15 protein-coding genes are annotated in these 16111 nt (G+C 66.9%); 6 read left to right on the top strand and 9 right to left on the bottom strand.

Annotated features, from left to right (window positions below; all coding sequences use genetic code 11):
* Positions 1-869: 869 nt before the first annotated feature.
* Genes AWC17_RS09345 through AWC17_RS09330 form a run of 4 tightly spaced genes read right to left on the bottom strand, consistent with a single transcriptional unit; the run spans position 870 to position 2512 of the window.
* Positions 870-1295, bottom strand: a complete 426-nt coding sequence (locus tag AWC17_RS09345) for a molybdenum cofactor biosynthesis protein MoaE (protein WP_046186528.1) — start codon at positions 1293-1295, stop codon at positions 870-872.
* Complete coding sequence (locus AWC17_RS09340; protein ID WP_046186532.1) at positions 1292-1774, bottom strand: MogA/MoaB family molybdenum cofactor biosynthesis protein; 483 nt, start codon at positions 1772-1774, stop codon at positions 1292-1294. The genes AWC17_RS09345 and AWC17_RS09340 overlap by 4 nt, the downstream gene beginning before the upstream one ends.
* Positions 1774-2301, bottom strand: coding sequence for a cyclic pyranopterin monophosphate synthase MoaC (gene moaC, locus AWC17_RS09335; protein ID WP_082123193.1), 528 nt, complete (start codon positions 2299-2301; stop codon positions 1774-1776). Before moaC ends, AWC17_RS09340 begins: the two co-directional genes overlap by 1 nt.
* Before the next feature lie 10 nt (positions 2302-2311).
* Entirely contained in the window at positions 2312-2512 is a 201-nt protein-coding gene (locus AWC17_RS09330) for a hypothetical protein (RefSeq protein ID WP_141224561.1), read from the bottom strand.
* A 118-nt stretch (positions 2513-2630) separates the two neighbouring features.
* Between AWC17_RS09330 and AWC17_RS09325 the strand changes: the two genes are divergently transcribed.
* A complete protein-coding gene (locus AWC17_RS09325; RefSeq protein ID WP_047321831.1) occupies positions 2631-4889 on the top strand; it encodes a helicase-associated domain-containing protein in 2259 nt (752 codons plus the stop codon).
* Between the two features lie 48 nt (positions 4890-4937).
* On the top strand, positions 4938-6587 hold the full coding sequence (locus AWC17_RS09320) for a DNA repair helicase XPB (protein WP_046186183.1): 1650 nt from the start codon (positions 4938-4940) through the stop codon (positions 6585-6587).
* A gap of 71 nt (positions 6588-6658) precedes the next feature.
* Here the strand turns inward: AWC17_RS09320 and AWC17_RS09315 are convergent, their stop codons facing one another.
* Both AWC17_RS09315 and AWC17_RS09310 read right to left on the bottom strand, forming a co-directional pair.
* On the bottom strand, positions 6659-7804 hold the full coding sequence (locus AWC17_RS09315) for a thiolase family protein (protein ID WP_046186182.1): 1146 nt from the start codon (positions 7802-7804) through the stop codon (positions 6659-6661).
* Positions 7805-7814: 10 nt separating this feature from the next.
* Positions 7815-8231, bottom strand: a complete 417-nt coding sequence (locus tag AWC17_RS09310) for a Zn-ribbon domain-containing OB-fold protein (protein WP_046186181.1) — start codon at positions 8229-8231, stop codon at positions 7815-7817.
* Between the two features lie 151 nt (positions 8232-8382).
* Between AWC17_RS09310 and AWC17_RS09305 the strand changes: the two genes are divergently transcribed.
* The gene (locus tag AWC17_RS09305) at positions 8383-8676 is read left to right on the top strand and encodes a putative quinol monooxygenase (RefSeq protein ID WP_046186186.1); all 294 of its coding nucleotides are present in this window, start codon (positions 8383-8385) and stop codon (positions 8674-8676) included.
* A gap of 3 nt (positions 8677-8679) precedes the next feature.
* On the opposite strand, the gene AWC17_RS09300 is transcribed toward AWC17_RS09305, so the two are convergent.
* On the bottom strand, positions 8680-9669 hold the full coding sequence (locus AWC17_RS09300; protein ID WP_046186180.1) for an LLM class F420-dependent oxidoreductase: 990 nt from the start codon (positions 9667-9669) through the stop codon (positions 8680-8682).
* Between the two features lie 255 nt (positions 9670-9924).
* On the opposite strand from AWC17_RS09300, the gene AWC17_RS09295 reads away from it, so the two are divergent.
* From AWC17_RS09295 to AWC17_RS09285, 3 genes are read left to right on the top strand one after another with little or no spacing between them, the layout of a single operon-like run.
* Complete coding sequence (locus AWC17_RS09295; protein ID WP_047321854.1) at positions 9925-11133, top strand: FAD-dependent monooxygenase; 1209 nt, start codon at positions 9925-9927, stop codon at positions 11131-11133.
* A gap of 31 nt (positions 11134-11164) precedes the next feature.
* The gene (locus AWC17_RS09290) at positions 11165-12025 is read left to right on the top strand and encodes an LLM class F420-dependent oxidoreductase (RefSeq protein WP_046183455.1); all 861 of its coding nucleotides are present in this window, start codon (positions 11165-11167) and stop codon (positions 12023-12025) included.
* Positions 12026-12062: 37 nt separating this feature from the next.
* Positions 12063-12671, top strand: a complete 609-nt coding sequence (locus AWC17_RS09285; RefSeq protein WP_046183456.1) for a class I SAM-dependent methyltransferase — start codon at positions 12063-12065, stop codon at positions 12669-12671.
* 74 nt (positions 12672-12745) lie between these two features.
* Here AWC17_RS09285 and AWC17_RS09280 read toward each other — a convergent pair whose 3' ends face one another.
* Positions 12746-14890, bottom strand: coding sequence for a 3-hydroxyacyl-CoA dehydrogenase NAD-binding domain-containing protein (locus tag AWC17_RS09280; protein WP_046183457.1), 2145 nt, complete (start codon positions 14888-14890; stop codon positions 12746-12748).
* A 4-nt stretch (positions 14891-14894) separates the two neighbouring features.
* Entirely contained in the window at positions 14895-16106 is a 1212-nt protein-coding gene (locus tag AWC17_RS09275; protein WP_046183458.1) for an acetyl-CoA C-acetyltransferase, read from the bottom strand.
* Positions 16107-16111 lie beyond the last annotated feature (5 nt).

The raw sequence follows: 16111 nt of genomic DNA, 5'->3' as shown, positions 1-16111 counted from the left end.
GCCGGCGAACACACCATCAATTTCTGCCTGCAACCGCTGCACAGGCGATACCCTCTTCGACACGGACGTAGTGCTCCTTCCATCAGACTTGCCGGTCTTCGAGGGAACCTACGTCCGGATTCTTTTACACCGCGGCAGGGACACGACCCACCGGCAACACCACAAGGGGAGTCCCCACCGCCAGCACACCAGCCACAACGGACGGACCCGAGCGACCACCTCAGCGAGTTGGCCAGCCAAGCTGGTCCGTAGCACCCGCGGATGCCGATAACCCGACAACCACCGCAGGTTCACCCTTAGCACCGGATCAAGACCACCGACACGGCGATAATCCCAACCTACCGCCGCGCACGTCACCGCAGATCGATCGAATACTTTCTGATCGGCGTCGTAGATCCGATCGTCCTCACGAACATCGACCACCACAACAGATCCATCGCGGCGGCGCACAAATTAATCAGGTGCATGCCGTACCATCAGGCCAGCGGAACCAAAAGGGTTGCGACAGAACATCAACCACATCTGGATCGTCATCCAATGCCATCAACTGATCACGCTCAACCCAGGACTCGTGACCAACGCGCGCACCCGTGGTGGCAAACCACCACAGCCCGGGAAAGTTCCGTTGGCCACGAAATGACGGGAAATTTCGCACCGGTGCGCAATCCAGCTCAAACCGCTTGCCAGCACATCGGTCAATTTGTTGACGCAAGCAGCCCTCGCGGGTGTGGAACTCCAAGTCCACGGCACTCGCTACAACCGTCCAGCCGACACCGCCGATGTCAGCACATTTAAACGCTAAACCTCGTGCCTCAGATTCAATGAGAATGCCCCAACATCAGTGAGAACGGACACCAATCGCTACGGCGTTAGGCCGAGCCCACCCATTCGTCGGTTCCGTCGTCGAAGAACTGGTGCTTCCAGACCGGTAGCCGCGCCTTGATGGTGTCGACCAGAAGCGCACAGGTGGTGAACGCCGCCTGACGATGGTCGGCAGCGACCGCCGCCACCAGCGCGGCGTCCCCGATGTGCAGTACCCCGGTCCGGTGGCTCGCCGCGACGGCGCGCACCCCGCTCGACTGTTCCGCGACATCGGCCACCACCTCCGCCAAGACCTGTTCAGCCGACGGATGCGCGGAGTACTCCAGCCGGACCACCCGCCGGCCGCCGTCGTGGTCGCGAATCATGCCGACAAAGCCGACGATGGCGCCGGCCGACTGATGGCCCACGAGTTCCTCGTGCTCGGCCAGCAAGATCGGGTGATCGGTCATGGCCGCGCGGACGACGAGCGTCATCGCTGGTGATCTCCACCGGCGAGCTGATCGAGCGCGTGATCGAGCACATCGGCGAGCACGCCCAAGCCATCGCGCACCCCACCGGGCGAACCCGGCAGGTTGACGATCAGGGTGCGTCCCGCCACGCCGCAGACGCCGCGTGACAACACCGACGTCGGCACCTTCGGCAGGCCCGACCGGCGGATGGCATCGGCCAGCCCCGGGATCAGGTAGTCCAGCACGGCCACCGTCTGGTCGGGCGTGCTGTCGCTGGGCGAGATGCCGGTGCCCCCCGAAGTGATGATGACGTCGACACCGTCGTCGACCGCCTTGCGCAGGGCCTCGCCGACCGGCTCGCCGTCGGCAACCACCTCGGGCTCGCCGAACGAAAATCCGCGCTGCCCAAGCCATTCGGCGATGATCGGCCCGCACCGGTCGTCGTACACTCCGGCCGACGCGCGGGTGGAGGCGATGATGACGCGGGCGGATCGGGCGCTCATCACCGCACCCACGTTCCGGTCTTGCCGCCTTCCTTGCGCAGCACCCGAATGTCATCGATGCGCGCGGCGGGGTCAACCGCTTTGATCATGTCGTAGAGCGTCAGACCGGCAACACTGACGGCGGTCAGCGCCTCCATCTCCACACCGGTGCGGTCGGTGCTGCGCACCGTCGCAGTGATCTCGATGTCGGCCTCCCCCACGGTGAAATCCACGTCGACCCCGGTAAGCGCCAACTGGTGGCAGAGCGGTATCAGGTCACTGGTGCGCTTCGCCGCCAGAATGCCCGCGACCCGTGCGGTAGCCAACGCGTCGCCCTTGGGCAGGCCCCCGGCCGAGATCAGCTCCACCACGTGCGGCGAAGTATGCAAGGCACCCGCGGCTACGGCGGTTCGTTTGGTGGCTCCTTTGGCGCTGACATCGACCATGTGCGCCGCGCCACGGTCGTCCAGATGTGACAGTGCGCCCGAGGGGGGTTCTCCCGACGCCCAGGTTGCCGGCGGCTTTCCGGCCTCAGAGGCCCTAGCCATCCTGGCGCCCCTACCGGTTAACGACGGTGACCGGGTGCAGGTAGGGCAGGTCAGTGGAGGGCAGCGGGAACACCAGCTCGCCGAAGGGCGACAACGCACCCGTGCGGTCGGTCGCGAGTTCGCTTACCGCGTGGTCGTCGTGGTCCGTCGTCGGCCACCCGTTGTCGACATATCTGGTTTTGCGTGCTTTGCCCTCAGTAGTGTCAGCCACGCCGTCCATTCTGACAGGTCACTCTTGCGCGCGTGGTGCAAGACCGCCGGTTCGACGGACGAGCTGCCGACATTCGTCACCTACGTGGGATGCTCCGACTGTTTTACGCTGGTCAGTAATGACCGACAACACCCCGGATATCCCGCTGGGGTCGTGGCTGGCCGACTTGCCCGATGAGCGGCTGATCCGACTGCTAGAGCTGCGGCCGGACCTCGCCCAGCCGCCGCCCGGCAGCATCGCCGCGCTGGCCGCGCGGACTCAGGCCCGCCAGTCGGTCAAGGCCGCCACCGACGACCTCGACTTCCTGCGGCTGGCGGTGCTCGATGCGCTCCTGGTGCTGCAGGCCGATGCCACCCCGGTGCCGACGGCGAAACTGCTGGCCCTGATCGGTGAGCGCGCCCCCGAGGCCGACGTGGTGGGCGCGTTGGACGATCTCCGGGAGCGCGCCCTGGTCTGGGGCGATGCCGCACTCCGCGTCGCACCCGACGCCGCCACGGCACTGCCGTGGCACCCGGGCCAGGTCACCCTCGAGGACGCCTCCCGCGGTGGCGAAGAGATCGCCGGACTCATCGACGACCTGAACCAGGCCCAGCTCGACGTGCTGAAGAAGCTTCTCGAGGGTTCTCCGATGGGCCGCACCCGTGACGCCGCGCCCGGCGCCCCCACGGACCGGCCGGTGCCCCAGCTGCTGGCGATGGGCCTGCTGCGACGCATCGACGCCGAGACGGTGATCCTGCCCCGCCACGTCGGGCAGGTGCTGCGCGGCGAACAGCCCGGTCCCAGGCAGCTGACGGCGCCCGATCCGGTCGTGTCGACCACCACCACCGACGACGTCGACGCGTCGGCGGCCGGGGCCACCATCGACCTGCTGCGAGAACTCGACGTCCTGATCGAAACGCTTGCCGCCGCACCGGTTTCCGAGCTGCGCAGCGGCGGACTGGGAATTCGTGACGTCAAGCGGCTCAGCAAAACGACGGGCATCGACGAGTCGCGGCTGGGTCTGATTCTCGAAGTGGCGGCCGCGGCCGGCTTGATCGCCAGCGGGATGCCCGATCCCGAACCGGCCACCGGGGAAGGACCGTACTGGGCGCCGACGGTGGCGACCGACCGGTTCACGGCGCTGCCCTCCGCCGAGCGCTGGCACCTGCTGGCCAGTAGCTGGCTTGACCTGCCGAGCCGGCCGGCCTTGATCGGAACCCGCGGCCCCGACGCCAAACCCTTTGGCGCGCTTACGGATGGGTTGTACTCAACGGCCGCCCCGCTGGATCGCCGGCTGCTGCTGGGCACGCTGGCGCAATTGCCGCCGGGTGCCGGCGTCAACGCGGTCGAAGCGTCGGCGGCACTCATCTGGCGGCGGCCGCGCTGGGCCAAGCGGCTACAGCCCGGACCCGTGGGTGATCTGCTGACCGAGAGCCACGCGCTGGGCCTGGTCGGGCGCGGGGCGCTCAGCACCCCGGGCCGTGTCCTGCTGGACGAAGGCGCCGACGCCCAGGCCGCGATCCACGCCATGGCGCGGGCCCTACCCAAACCGATCGATTACTTCCTGGTCCAGGCCGATCTGACCGTGGTCGTACCGGGCCCACTGCAGCGCGATCTCGCCGAGCAGCTGGCCGCGGTGGCGACCGTCGAATCGGCCGGCACAGCAATGGTGTACCGCATCAGCGAGCAGACGATCCGGCACGCGCTTGACGTCGGGAAGACGCGCGACTGGATGCATGCCCTGTTTGCCAAACACTCCAAAACGCCTGTCCCACAGGGCCTTACTTACCTGATCGACGACGTCGCACGCCGGCACGGCCAGCTGAGGATCGGTATGGCGGCTTCGTTCGTGCGGTGCGAGGACCCGGCGCTGCTGGCCCAGGCCGTGGCCGCACCCGCGACCGAACGGGTGCAACTGCGCGCCCTGGCCCCGACGGTCGCGGTGTCTCCGGCGCCGATCGGCGAGGTGCTGGTCGCGTTGCGGGCGGCGGGCTTCGCCCCGGCGGCCGAGGACTCCACCGGCGCCATCGTCGACGTCCGTCCCCGGGGCGCCCGGGTGCCCACGCCGCAGCAGCGGCGGCCCTACCGCGCGATGCCGCGTCCCAACAGTGAGAGCTTGAACGCGGTGGTGGCGGTGCTGCGAAAGGTGACCGCCGCTCCGTTCGGCAGTATTCGCGTCGATCCGACGGTCACCATGTCGTTGTTGCAGCGCGCGGCCAGGGAACAAGACACGCTGGTGATCGGTTATTTGGATGCCGCCGGTGTCGCCACCCAGCGGGTTGTGTCGCCCATCACTGTTCGGGGCGGCCAGCTGACGGCCTTCGACTCGGCGTCGGGGCGACTGCGCGACTTCGCCATCCACCGCATCACGTCGGTAGTGTCGGCCAACGGCCGATAATGGATGGCATGAGTCGCGTCGGCGAGAGAATGAATAGGAGCGGCGCCATTGACTGACGGCCCGTTGATTGTGCAGTCCGACAAGACTGTGTTGCTCGAAGTTGACCACGAGCAGGCCGGTGCGGCGCGTGCCGCCATCGCGCCGTTCGCCGAGCTCGAGCGCGCGCCCGAGCACGTGCACACCTACCGCATCACACCGTTGGCGTTGTGGAACGCCCGCGCCGCCGGCCATGACGCCGAACAGGTCGTCGACGCGCTGGTCAGCTTCTCGCGTTACGCGGTGCCCCAGCCGCTGCTGGTCGACATCGTCGACACCATGGCGCGCTACGGCCGCCTGCAGCTGGTCAAACACCCGGCGCAGGGCCTGACGCTGGTGAGCCTGGACCGCGCGGTGCTCGAGGAGGTGTTGCGCAACAAGAAGATCGCACCCATGCTCGGCGCCCGGATCGACGACGACACGGTCGTCGTCCACCCCAGCGAGCGCGGCCGCGTCAAGCAGATGCTGCTCAAGATCGGTTGGCCCGCCGAGGATCTCGCGGGCTACGTCAACGGCGAGGCACACCCGATAAGCCTGGCGCAGGACGGCTGGCATCTGCGCGATTACCAGCAGATGGCCACGGATTCGTTCTGGTCCGGCGGGTCCGGGGTGGTGGTGCTTCCGTGCGGGGCCGGCAAGACGCTGGTGGGCGCGGCGGCGATGGCGAAGGCCAGCGCGACGACGCTGATCCTCGTCACCAACATCGTCGCGGCCCGGCAATGGAAACGCGAACTGGTTGCCCGCACCTCGCTGACGGAGGACGAGGTCGGCGAATATTCAGGAGAACGCAAGGAAATTCGGCCCGTCACCATCTCGACGTATCAGATGATCACCCGCCGCACCAAGGGCGAGTACCGGCACCTGGAACTCTTCGACAGCCGCGACTGGGGGCTGATCATCTACGACGAGGTCCACCTGCTGCCGGCGCCGGTGTTCCGCATGACCGCCGACCTGCAATCGAAGCGCCGCCTCGGCCTGACCGCCACGTTGGTCCGCGAAGACGGCCGCGAGGGCGACGTGTTCTCCCTCATCGGCCCGAAGCGCTACGACGCGCCGTGGAAGGACATCGAGGCCCAGGGCTGGATCGCGCCGGCGGAGTGTGTCGAAGTGCGGGTCACCATGACCGACAACGAGCGAATGATATACGCCACCGCGGAACCCGAAGAGCGCTATAAGCTTTGCTCGACGGCGCATTCGAAGATCGCCGTGGTCAAGTCGGTGTTGAGCCGGCACCCCGGCGAACAGACGCTGGTGATCGGCGCCTACCTCGACCAGCTCGACGAGCTCGGCGCCGAGCTGAACGCCCCGGTGATCCAGGGGTCGACCCGGACCAACGAACGCGAAGAACTGTTCGACGCCTTCCGGCGCGGCGAAGTGTCGACATTGGTGGTGTCCAAGGTCGCCAACTTCTCCATCGACTTGCCGGAAGCCTCTGTGGCCGTGCAGGTTTCCGGAACCTTCGGGTCACGCCAGGAGGAGGCGCAGCGGCTGGGGCGGTTGCTGCGGCCCAAGGCCGACGGTGGCGGCGCCATCTTCTACTCCGTCGTGGCGCGCGACAGCCTGGACGCCGAATATGCCGCGCACCGTCAGCGATTCCTCGCCGAGCAGGGCTACGGCTACATCATCCGCGACGCGGACGACCTACTGGGCCCGGCTATCTGATTTGCCGCGAGCAGACGCAAAATCGCACGAAACGCCTTGCGTGAGTGCGATTCTGCGTCTGCTCGCGCTAACTAGAGCGACAGGATGGTCGCCGACGCGGTGCCCGGCGCGCCGTAAACCTGGGCCAGGCCGACGCGCGGGTTGCCGGGCACCTGACGCTCGCCCGCCTCGCCGCGTAGCTGACGAACCAGTTCGTGCATCTGCCGGAGCCCCGACGCGCCGATCGGCTCGCCGTTGGCGATCAACCCGCCGTCGGTGTTGACCGGCATCGAGCCGTGGATCTCGGTGGCGCTGTCGGCCAGCAGCTTCTCCTGCTCGCCGTCGGCGCACAGACCGGTCTCGGCCATGTGGATGACCTCGTTGCCCGCGTCGGTGTCCTGAAGTTGGGCGACGTCGACGTCCTCGGGACCAATGCCGGCCGCCTCGTAGGCCGCTTTGGACGCGTACACCGTCGGGGAGACGTCCTCGTCGAGCGGCGCGAAGGTGGCATGCACTTCGTAGGCGCCGTAGCGGCGGGTGCGGATCTCGCAGGCTCGCACATAGACCGGCTTGTCGGTGTACTTGTGCGCCATGTCGGCCCGGCACATGATCACCGCTGCGGCGCCCTCGTCGGGCGCGCAGAACATGTACTGCGTCAGCGGGTAGTTGAGCACGGCGGAATTGAGGATCTCTTCCTCGGAAATCGGCTTGCGGCGGAACGCATTCGGGTTCAGCGCACCGTTGCGGAAGTTCTTAGCCGCCACCTTGGCCAAGGTGGCCTGCGAGATGTTGTGGTCGTGCAGGTATTTGTTGGCCTTCATCCCGAAGAACTTGGTGGTAACGAACTGGCCGTTCTGCGCGTACCACTGCGGCAGCGCGAGCTTGGCGGGGTCGTCGGTGAACGCGCCGCGCGGGTGTTTGTCCAGGCCGATGGCGATGCCGATGTCGTACTTGCCCAACCGGATCGTGTCGGCGGTCTGCTGGATGGCGCTGGCCGCGGTGGCACAGGCGTTGAAGACGTTGGTGAAGGTGATACCGGTCAGCCCGACCAGTCGGGTCACCGCGTCGGGGTTGGACACCTCGTGGCTACCGCCGAAACCGAACTGGATGTCCTTCCACTGGACACCGGCGTCCTTCAGTGCCGACTGGATAGCCTCGGCGCCCATCTGCATCGCTGTCTTTTCGAACCGGCCGAACGGATGCAGGCCGACGCCGATGATGGCGACATCGTTGGTCATCTCAGTCTCCTTATGCGACCGGCTGGAAAGCGAACGTCATGATTTCGGTGCCCTCTTCGTCGGTGGTGAGCGGGACCATGGTGAGCTCGACCTCCTGCCCGAACTGCAGCTTGGCCGGGTCGTTCTCGGTCAACCGCCCCTCGACTCGGATCACGTCGTCGAGCTGGACCAGCCCCACCCCGAACGGGACGAAGTCCTTGCCGGCCGGGCCGGCGTACGGAGCCCCGGGCGGGAAGCCCTGAGTGGTCCAGGCGACGAGGGTTCCGCGGCGCGGCAGCAACACGTCGGTCATCTCGCCGACGCTGCAGCGCGGACACCACTGCTGCACCGGGAACGTAGTGGCGCCGCAGCTGCCGCAGCGACTGCCGATCAGCTGTGGGCTCTCATCGGGCCAGGTAGAGATCTCGGGGGCGAGTGCTTTTTGCATCGGGGGATCCTCCAGAAGCGTCCACGGTGCGCCAACAGAATGTTGCTCACTGAACCGTATAACAGCTTTCCGAAAAGTGGAAACCGCATTCTCTTTCTTGATGGCCGACGGCAGATATCTTGAGATCGCCGTCGCAACCGAGGAGACGACTATGCCAGTCACGGTGATACTCGAACTGAAGTTCAAGCCCGACGCGGTGCCGCAGGCCCGCGACATCATGGGCCGGGCGTTACAAGACACCCGGGCCTTTGCCGGAAACCTGGGTACCGACGTGCTCGTCGACGAGGACGACGAGGCCCACTGGCTGATCTACGAACTATGGGACACGGTCGAGCACGACGAGGCCTACCGCACGTTTCGTGCCGGCGAAGGCCGGCTGACCGAGTTGCCACCGCTGCTGGCCGAGCCTCCCGCCAAGAAGAGGTACGTCACCTCCGACATCTGACGGCTAGCTCAGCGCGGGAATCACCTCGCGCTCGAACAGCTCGATGCCGGAGCGGTCGTACGCGGCCTCCGGGAAATAGCAGATGGCGTATTCGCAGCCGAGGTCGCGGAGCCTGGCGATCCGCTCGATCACCTGTTCCGGTGTGCCCGTCGCCGAGTCCGGTCCGCTGCCCGCGGCGAGCATCGCATCGGCGGCCGCCTCGGGCACGTAGCGGACGACCCGGTCGCGGACGCGCTGTAGCCGGTCCTTGACGTCGGCGTCCGAGGTTCCGACGACGGCGTTGAAGTTGGCCGAACGCACGATGGCATCGAAGTCGGTGCCCAGCCGCTGACAGTGCTGGGCCAGCACTTCCGACTTGTGCGCGAAGGCTTGGGGTTCCGGGGTGAAGTTGGTGTACTGGGCGTATTTCGCGGCAATGCGTAAGGTCACCTTCTCACCATCGCCGGCAATCCACAGCGGAATCCCGTTGTCCTGCACGGGCTTAGGGGAAACGATAGCGCCGTCGACCTGGTAGTGTTTGCCGTCGAAGCTGACCCTGCCGTCGCGCCACGCATCACGCATGATCTGCACGCCCTCGTCCAGCCGGGCCAGTCGCACGCCTGCCGACGGGAATCCGTAACCGTAAGCGCGCCACTCGTGTTCGTACCAGCCACCGCCGATGCCCATCTGGATCCGCCCACCCGAGATGACGTCGGCGGTCGCCGCGACCTTGGCCAGGTACACCGGATTGCGGTAGCTCATCGCGGTGCACATCTGGCCAAGTTTGATCCGCGACGTGACCGCCCCGTAGGCGGCCATCAACGTCCACGCCTCGTGCGTGGCTTCACCGGTCGGCACCGGGACGGTGTGGAAGTGGTCGTAGACCCACAGCGAGTCCCAGGCGCTGTTGTCGGCGTAGGTGGCCAGGTCGCGCATCACCGCCCAGTGCTTATCCGGTTCGATGTCGACCAGATCCATTCGCCAGCCTTGCGGGATGAAGAGACCGAAGCGCATAGCAACGGACTTTAGCCCGAAAGGGCTCACCGCGGTCGCATCCGGCCCGTCGGCCATTGCCCCGTTTGCCATGACCAGGGCCAGACCTCCGGTGCCATCTTCACGCAGAATCCCCTGGACCAAGGCGCCGCATGACCAGAGCATAAGCGCCACAACCCTTTCCGCGTCGCCGGGCACCTCCTTAGACGCCGAGCGCGTCGAGCGCCGCCGCCTCGTTAGGCTTTACCGAACGTCGAGTAAGCACGGGAGGTCATGATGCGGGTCCTCGTCTCCGGCGCCAGCATCGCCGGCCCGGTGCTTGCGTACTGGTTGACCCGTCATGGCTTCGACGTCACCGTCGTCGAGCGCGCGCCCATCCTGCGTAAAACCGGCGGCCACGCCGTCGACCTGTTCCGTCCCGCGATGGAGATTTCGGCGAGCATGGGAGTCCTGCCCGAGATCGAAGCGCTCGCCACCGGAACGAACCGCATGACCATGCATCGGGAAGGCCGGACGCGGCCCTTCGAGATCGACCTCACCAAGATCTACGCCGCCACATCGGACCGGCACGTGGAGATCATGCGCGACGACCTCAGCGAGATCTACTACGCCGCCGGTCGCGACGACGTCGAGTACCTGTTCGGCGACTCGATCACAGCGATCGAACATGACGGCGAGGTGACGTTCGAGCGTGCCCCTGCCCGCCGGTTCGACGTCATCGTCGGCGCCGACGGGCTGCACTCCAACGTTCGGCACCTGACCTTCGGCGAGGAAGCCAACCTCACCCGGTTCCTCGGCGGCTACCTCGCGGTGGTGTCGGCACCCAAGGCGCTGGCCAGCCGCGGCGAGATGACCTGCCACATCGGTGTGGGCCGCCTGGCGGCCATCTACACCGCCGAGCACTTGGACGACGCGCGCGCCGTTTTCCTGTTCCGCTCCAAACGAGAACTCGACTACGACCATCGGGATGCGTTGCGGCAGAAGGCTCTCTTGCGCGACGCGTTCGCGAACATGCACCACCAGGTGGACGGCTGGCTGGGCGAAATCGACCGCACGCCGGCGTTCTACTTCGATTCGATCAGCCAACTGCGGCTCGACAGATGGTCGCGCCGTCGGGTCACCCTTGTCGGCGACGCGGGATATTGCCCCGGCCCCGCGGTGGGCGGCAGCACCAGCCTCGCGGTGCTCGGCGCCTACGTGCTGGCCGGCGAGCTCGCCCGGGCGGACGGCGACCACCTGCGCGCGTTCGCCGCCTACGAATTGCAGATGCGCGAACCGGTGCACCGCAGCCGGGCCTTCGCGCGCGGTGCCGCCAAGAGCATCATTCCCGGCTCGCGGGTCGGGGTGTGGGCGTTGACCCGTGGCGCCCAACTAGTCTCGTTGATGCCCGGCTCCCTGTCGCGGGCGCTGGCGAAACTGAACACCAACGGCATCCGGATGCACGATTCGATGCCGGTACCCGATTACGACGACGTCGAGGCCTGAGAGCTTCTCACCACGAAAGGAATGATCGCTGATGGAGCTAACCGGTGTGGGGATCTGGAGCAGTCAACTGCGCTACGGCGACCCGTCCGAATCCGCCGAGGCGGCAGCGGAATTGGACGAACTGGGCTTTCCCGCGCTGTGGATACCCGACGTCGGCGGGCCGGTGTTCGACGCGGTCGGCAACCTACTCGCCGCGACCAAGCGGACCGTCATCGCCACGGGGATCCTCAACCTGTGGATGCATGCGCCCGGCGACGTCGCCGACTCCTATGCGACGCTGACCGCCGAGCACGGGGACCGCTTCCTGCTGGGCATCGGCGTCAGCCACGCACCGCTGATCGACGCCGGCCAACCCGGGCGATACCGCAAACCGCTGGCGGCGACGGCGTCATTCTTGGACGGGTTGGATGCCGCCCCCCGCCCCGTACCCTCCGGGCGACGGGTTCTTGCCGCGCTCGGTCCGAAGATGCTTGCACTGGCCGCGACCCGTGCCCGCGGGGCCCACCCCTACCTGGTCACCCCCGACCACACCGCCTCCGCCCGTTCGACTTTGGGCGACGGCCCCCTGCTGCTGCCGGAGCAGACGGTGATCCTGACCGACAGCGCCGACGAGGCACGACGCATCGGAACGGATTGGCTGCGTGCGTATTTGGCGTTGCCCAACTACGCCAACAACCTGCTGCGCAGCGGGTTCTCCGAAGAGGATCTGGCGCAGGTGAGCGATCGGCTCTTCGACGCCATCATCGCGTGGGGCGACGAAGATGCGATCATGCGCAGGGTGGCCGAGCATCGTTCGGCCGGCGCCGACCACGTGTGCGTCCAGGTGCTGCTGGCCGACCCGACGGTCTTCCCGCGCGAGGAGTGGCGCCGAATCGCCGCCGCCTGCAAGTAGGGATGACCGGCCACGGTCATCGGGCCTACTGTGAGTTATGGCTTCTAAGCAGACGCTGTTTCGGATCTTCTACCGCATCGGTTTCACGCCGTGGGACGGTCATCCGCTCGCGCAGAGCGTGCGGGATCTGGTCGAGGGAACAGACGACACGCCGGCGCTACCGGCGGGCTCGGCCCTCGAAGTCGGGTGCGGTACCGGTGACTGCTCGATCTATCTCGCCCATCACGGTTGGAACGTCACCGCGGTCGACTTCGTGGCCAAGCCCCTCGACCGGGCCCGCGCCAAGGCCGGGGCCGCCGGCGCTGTGGTGAACTTCGTCCAGGCCGACGTCACGCAGTTGAGCCGGACTGGGATCGGCGCGAACTTCGAGTTGATCGTCGACAACGGCTGCATGCATAACATGAGCGACGACGATCGCGACGCCTACGTCCGGGAGATCACCGCCGTCGCGGCCCCCGACGCGCGGCTGCTCATCGTCGCGTTCGTACCCGACGGCCGCATCGGAGTTCGAGGTGTCAGCCGCGCCGAGATGGAACGACGCTTCGCGTCCACCTGGACGTTGCTGTCGGCCGGCGCAGAACGCGAGCTGGATCGCGCCGAGACGACACCGGCGTGGTACTACCTGTTCCAACGGCGCGACACATAACGCGTAGCGCACCCCTCGCAGCCCACGCAAAAGCCCCCAAAACAACCGTTTTGGGGGCTTTGCGATTGAGGAAACTACGTCAGCGAGTCTGGCGGCAGGAAACGGTCGCCGTACTTGGCGGCCAGCTCACGCGCCCGGGCCACGAAGGCTTCCTTGCCCGTACCGCCCGCACCCTCGTAGCCGACGATGAACTGCGCGCTACCACCGGTGTACGGCGGGAAGCCGATGCCCATGATCGACCCGATGTTGGCGTCGGCGGTCGACGTCAACACGCCCTCGTCAAGGCACTTCTGGGTTTCCAGCGCCTCGGCGAACAGCATCCGGTCGATCATGTCCTGCAGCGGCGGCTGCGACGAACCGGACTTGAACGTCTCGCGCAGGCCGGGCCACAGCCCGGTGCGCTTGCCGTCGACGTACTCGTAGAAGCCGGCGCCCTTCAGCCGCGACGGGCGGCCGATCTCGATCATCTTCTCCACGACCGCCTCCGCGGGGTGCGGCTCGTAGGTGCCGCCCGCGTCCTCGACACCCTTACGGGTGGCGGCCGCGATCTTGTGCATCAGCTCGAGGTTGAGCTCGTCGGACAGCTGCAGCGGCGGCGCCGGGTAGCCGGCCTGCGAGCCGGCGTGCTCGATGCTGGCGGGTTCCACGCCCTCGCCGAGCATCGCCAGGGCCTCGTTGACGAAGGTGCCGATGACGCGGCTGGTGAAGAAGCCGCGGCTGTCGTTGACGACGATCGGGGTCTTGCCGATGGCCAGCGTGTAGTCGAATACACGGGCCAGCGCCTCGTCAGAAGTCTTCTCGCCCTTGATGATTTCGACCAGCGGCATCTTGTCGACCGGTGAGAAGAAGTGGATCCCGATGAAGTCCTCCTGCCGCTTGACGCCGGTCGCCAGACCGGTGATCGGCAGCGTCGAGGTGTTGGAGCCCAGCAGCGCGTTCGGCTCGACGATGTCCTCGATCTCCTGGAACACCTTGTGCTTGAGTTCCTGGTTCTCGAACACCGCCTCGATTACGAAGTCGACGCCCTTGAAGTCGGCGGGATCGGCGGACGGCGTGATGCGGTCCAGCAGCGCCTTGCTCTTCTCCTCGGTGGTCTTGCCCCGCTGAAGTGCCTTGGCTTCAAGCTTTTCCGAGTAGTTCTTGCCCTTCTCCGCGGCCTCGATACTGACGTCCTTGAGCACCACGTCGAAGCCGGCCTTCGCCGATACGTACGCGATGCCGGCGCCCATCATGCCCGCGCCGAGCACACCGATCTTGTTGATCTTGACCGGCTCGATGCCGTCGGGGCGCGAGCCGCCGCCGTTGATGTGCTGCAGGTCGAAGAAGAACGCCTGGATCATGTTCTTGGCGACCTGGCCGGTGACCAGAGACGTGAAGTAGCGGCTCTCGATGCGGCTGGCCGTGTCGAAGTCGACCTGCGCACCCTCGACGGCTGCGTCCAGGATGGCCCGCGGCGCCGGCATCGGCGCACCCTTGAGCTGCTTGCGCAGCAGCGCGGGGAAGGACGGCAGGATGCCGGCCAGCCCGGGGCTGGACGGGGTGCCGCCAGGCATCTTGTAGCCCTTGGCATCCCACGGCTGGGTGTGCGAGTCGGGGTTGGCCTTGATCCACGCCTTGGCGGCGGGCACCAGCTCCTCGACTGTCGGCAGCACCTCGTCGACCAGACCGACCTCCTTGGCCTTGCCCGGCTTGAACCGCGTCCCCTGGCTCAGTACCTCCATGAAGGCCTTCTGGATGCCAAACATCCGCACACTGCGGGCAACACCGCCGGCGCCGGGCAGCAGGCCCAGCGTCACCTCGGGGAAGCCGACGACCGCGCCCGGCACGTCGGCGATGATCCGGTGGTGACAGGCCAGAGTGATCTCCAGGCCACCACCGAGCGCAGCACCGTTGATGGCGGCCACGACCGGCTTGCCGAGGGTTTCCAGGGCCCGCAGGTCACGCTTGGAGTTCTCGACCAACGAGAAGGCGTCGCCGGCGTGCTCCGGTCCGATGTTGATCATCGCCTTCAGGTCGCCACCGGCGAAGAAGGTCTTCTTCGCGCTGGTGATTACCACACCGGTGATCGAATCCTTCTCGGCCACAAGACGTTCGACGGCGTTGTGGATCGACTCGCGGTAGTGGTCGTTCATCACGTTGGCCGACCCGGTGGGGTCGTCAAGGGTCAGCGTGACGATACCGTCCGCATCCTTATCCCACTGAATGGTGTTCTCTGCCATGGTCTTAAACCCTCTCAATGATGGTGGCGACACCCATGCCGCCGCCGATGCACAGTGTGATCAGCGCGCGCCGCGCGTTGCGGCGCTCGAGCTCGTCGACCATGGTGCCGGTGATCATGGCGCCGGTGGCGCCCAACGGGTGGCCCATCGCGATGGCGCCACCGTTGACGTTCAGCTTCTCGTCGGGGATGTTGAGGTCCTTCTGGAACTTCAGCACCACCGACGCGAACGCCTCGTTCAGTTCGAACAGGTCGATGTCGTCGACGGTCAGCCCGGCGCGATCCAGCACCTTGCGGGTGGCCGGCGTCGGGCCGGTCAGCATGATGACCGGGTCGGCACCACTGGTGGCGGTCGCGACGATGCGGGCGCGCGGAGTCAGGCCCTGCGACTTGCCGGCGGCCTCGGAGCCGACGAGCACCAGCGCGGCGCCGTCGACGATGCCGGAGCTGTTGCCGCCGGTGTGGACGTGGTTGATCTTTTCGACCCAGTGGTACTTCTGCAGCGCCACGTCGTCGAAGCCGCCCATCTCGCCGATGCCGTCGAACGCGGTCTTCAGCTTGGCCAGGCCCTCCATCGTGGTGTCGGGCCGCATGTGCTCGTCGTGGTCGAGGATGACCAGACCGTTCTGGTCGCGCACCGGCACCACCGACTTGGCGAAGTAGCCGCCCGACCAGGCCTCGGCGGCCTTCTGCTGCGACCGCAGCGCGTACGCGTCGACGTCCTCGCGCGAGAAGCCCTCGATGGTGGCGATCAGGTCGGCGCCGATGCCCTGCGGCACGAAGCCGATCTGGTAGTTGGTCTCGGGGTCGAGCGCCCAGGCGCCGCCGTCGGAGCCCATCGGCACGCGGCTCATCGACTCGACACCGCCGGCCAGCACCAGGTCGTCCCAGCCGGAGCGGACCTTTTGCGCGGCGGTGTTGACGGCCTCGAGGCCCGAGGCGCAGAACCGGTTGAGCTGCACACCACCCGTGGTCTCGGGCAGCCCCGCGGCCAGCACCGCGGTCCGGGCGATGTCGCCGCCCTGGTCACCGACGGGCGAGACGCACCCCAGGATCATGTCGCTGATCAGGTTCTCGTCCAGGTCGGGGTTGCGCCTGCGCAGCTCGTCAACCAGCCCGACGACCAGGTTCAGCGGCTTGACCTCGTTCAGCGAGCCGTTTCTTTGCTTGCCCCGCGGCGTGCGGATGGCCTCATAGATGAAGGCTTCTTCGGACATGTCGA

The sequence above is a fragment of the Mycobacterium nebraskense genome, assembly GCF_002102255.1.
Classification (GTDB): domain Bacteria; phylum Actinomycetota; class Actinomycetes; order Mycobacteriales; family Mycobacteriaceae; genus Mycobacterium; species Mycobacterium nebraskense.
Note: the sequence above shows the minus strand (reverse complement) of the source record. Positions and strands in the feature narration are given on the sequence as shown.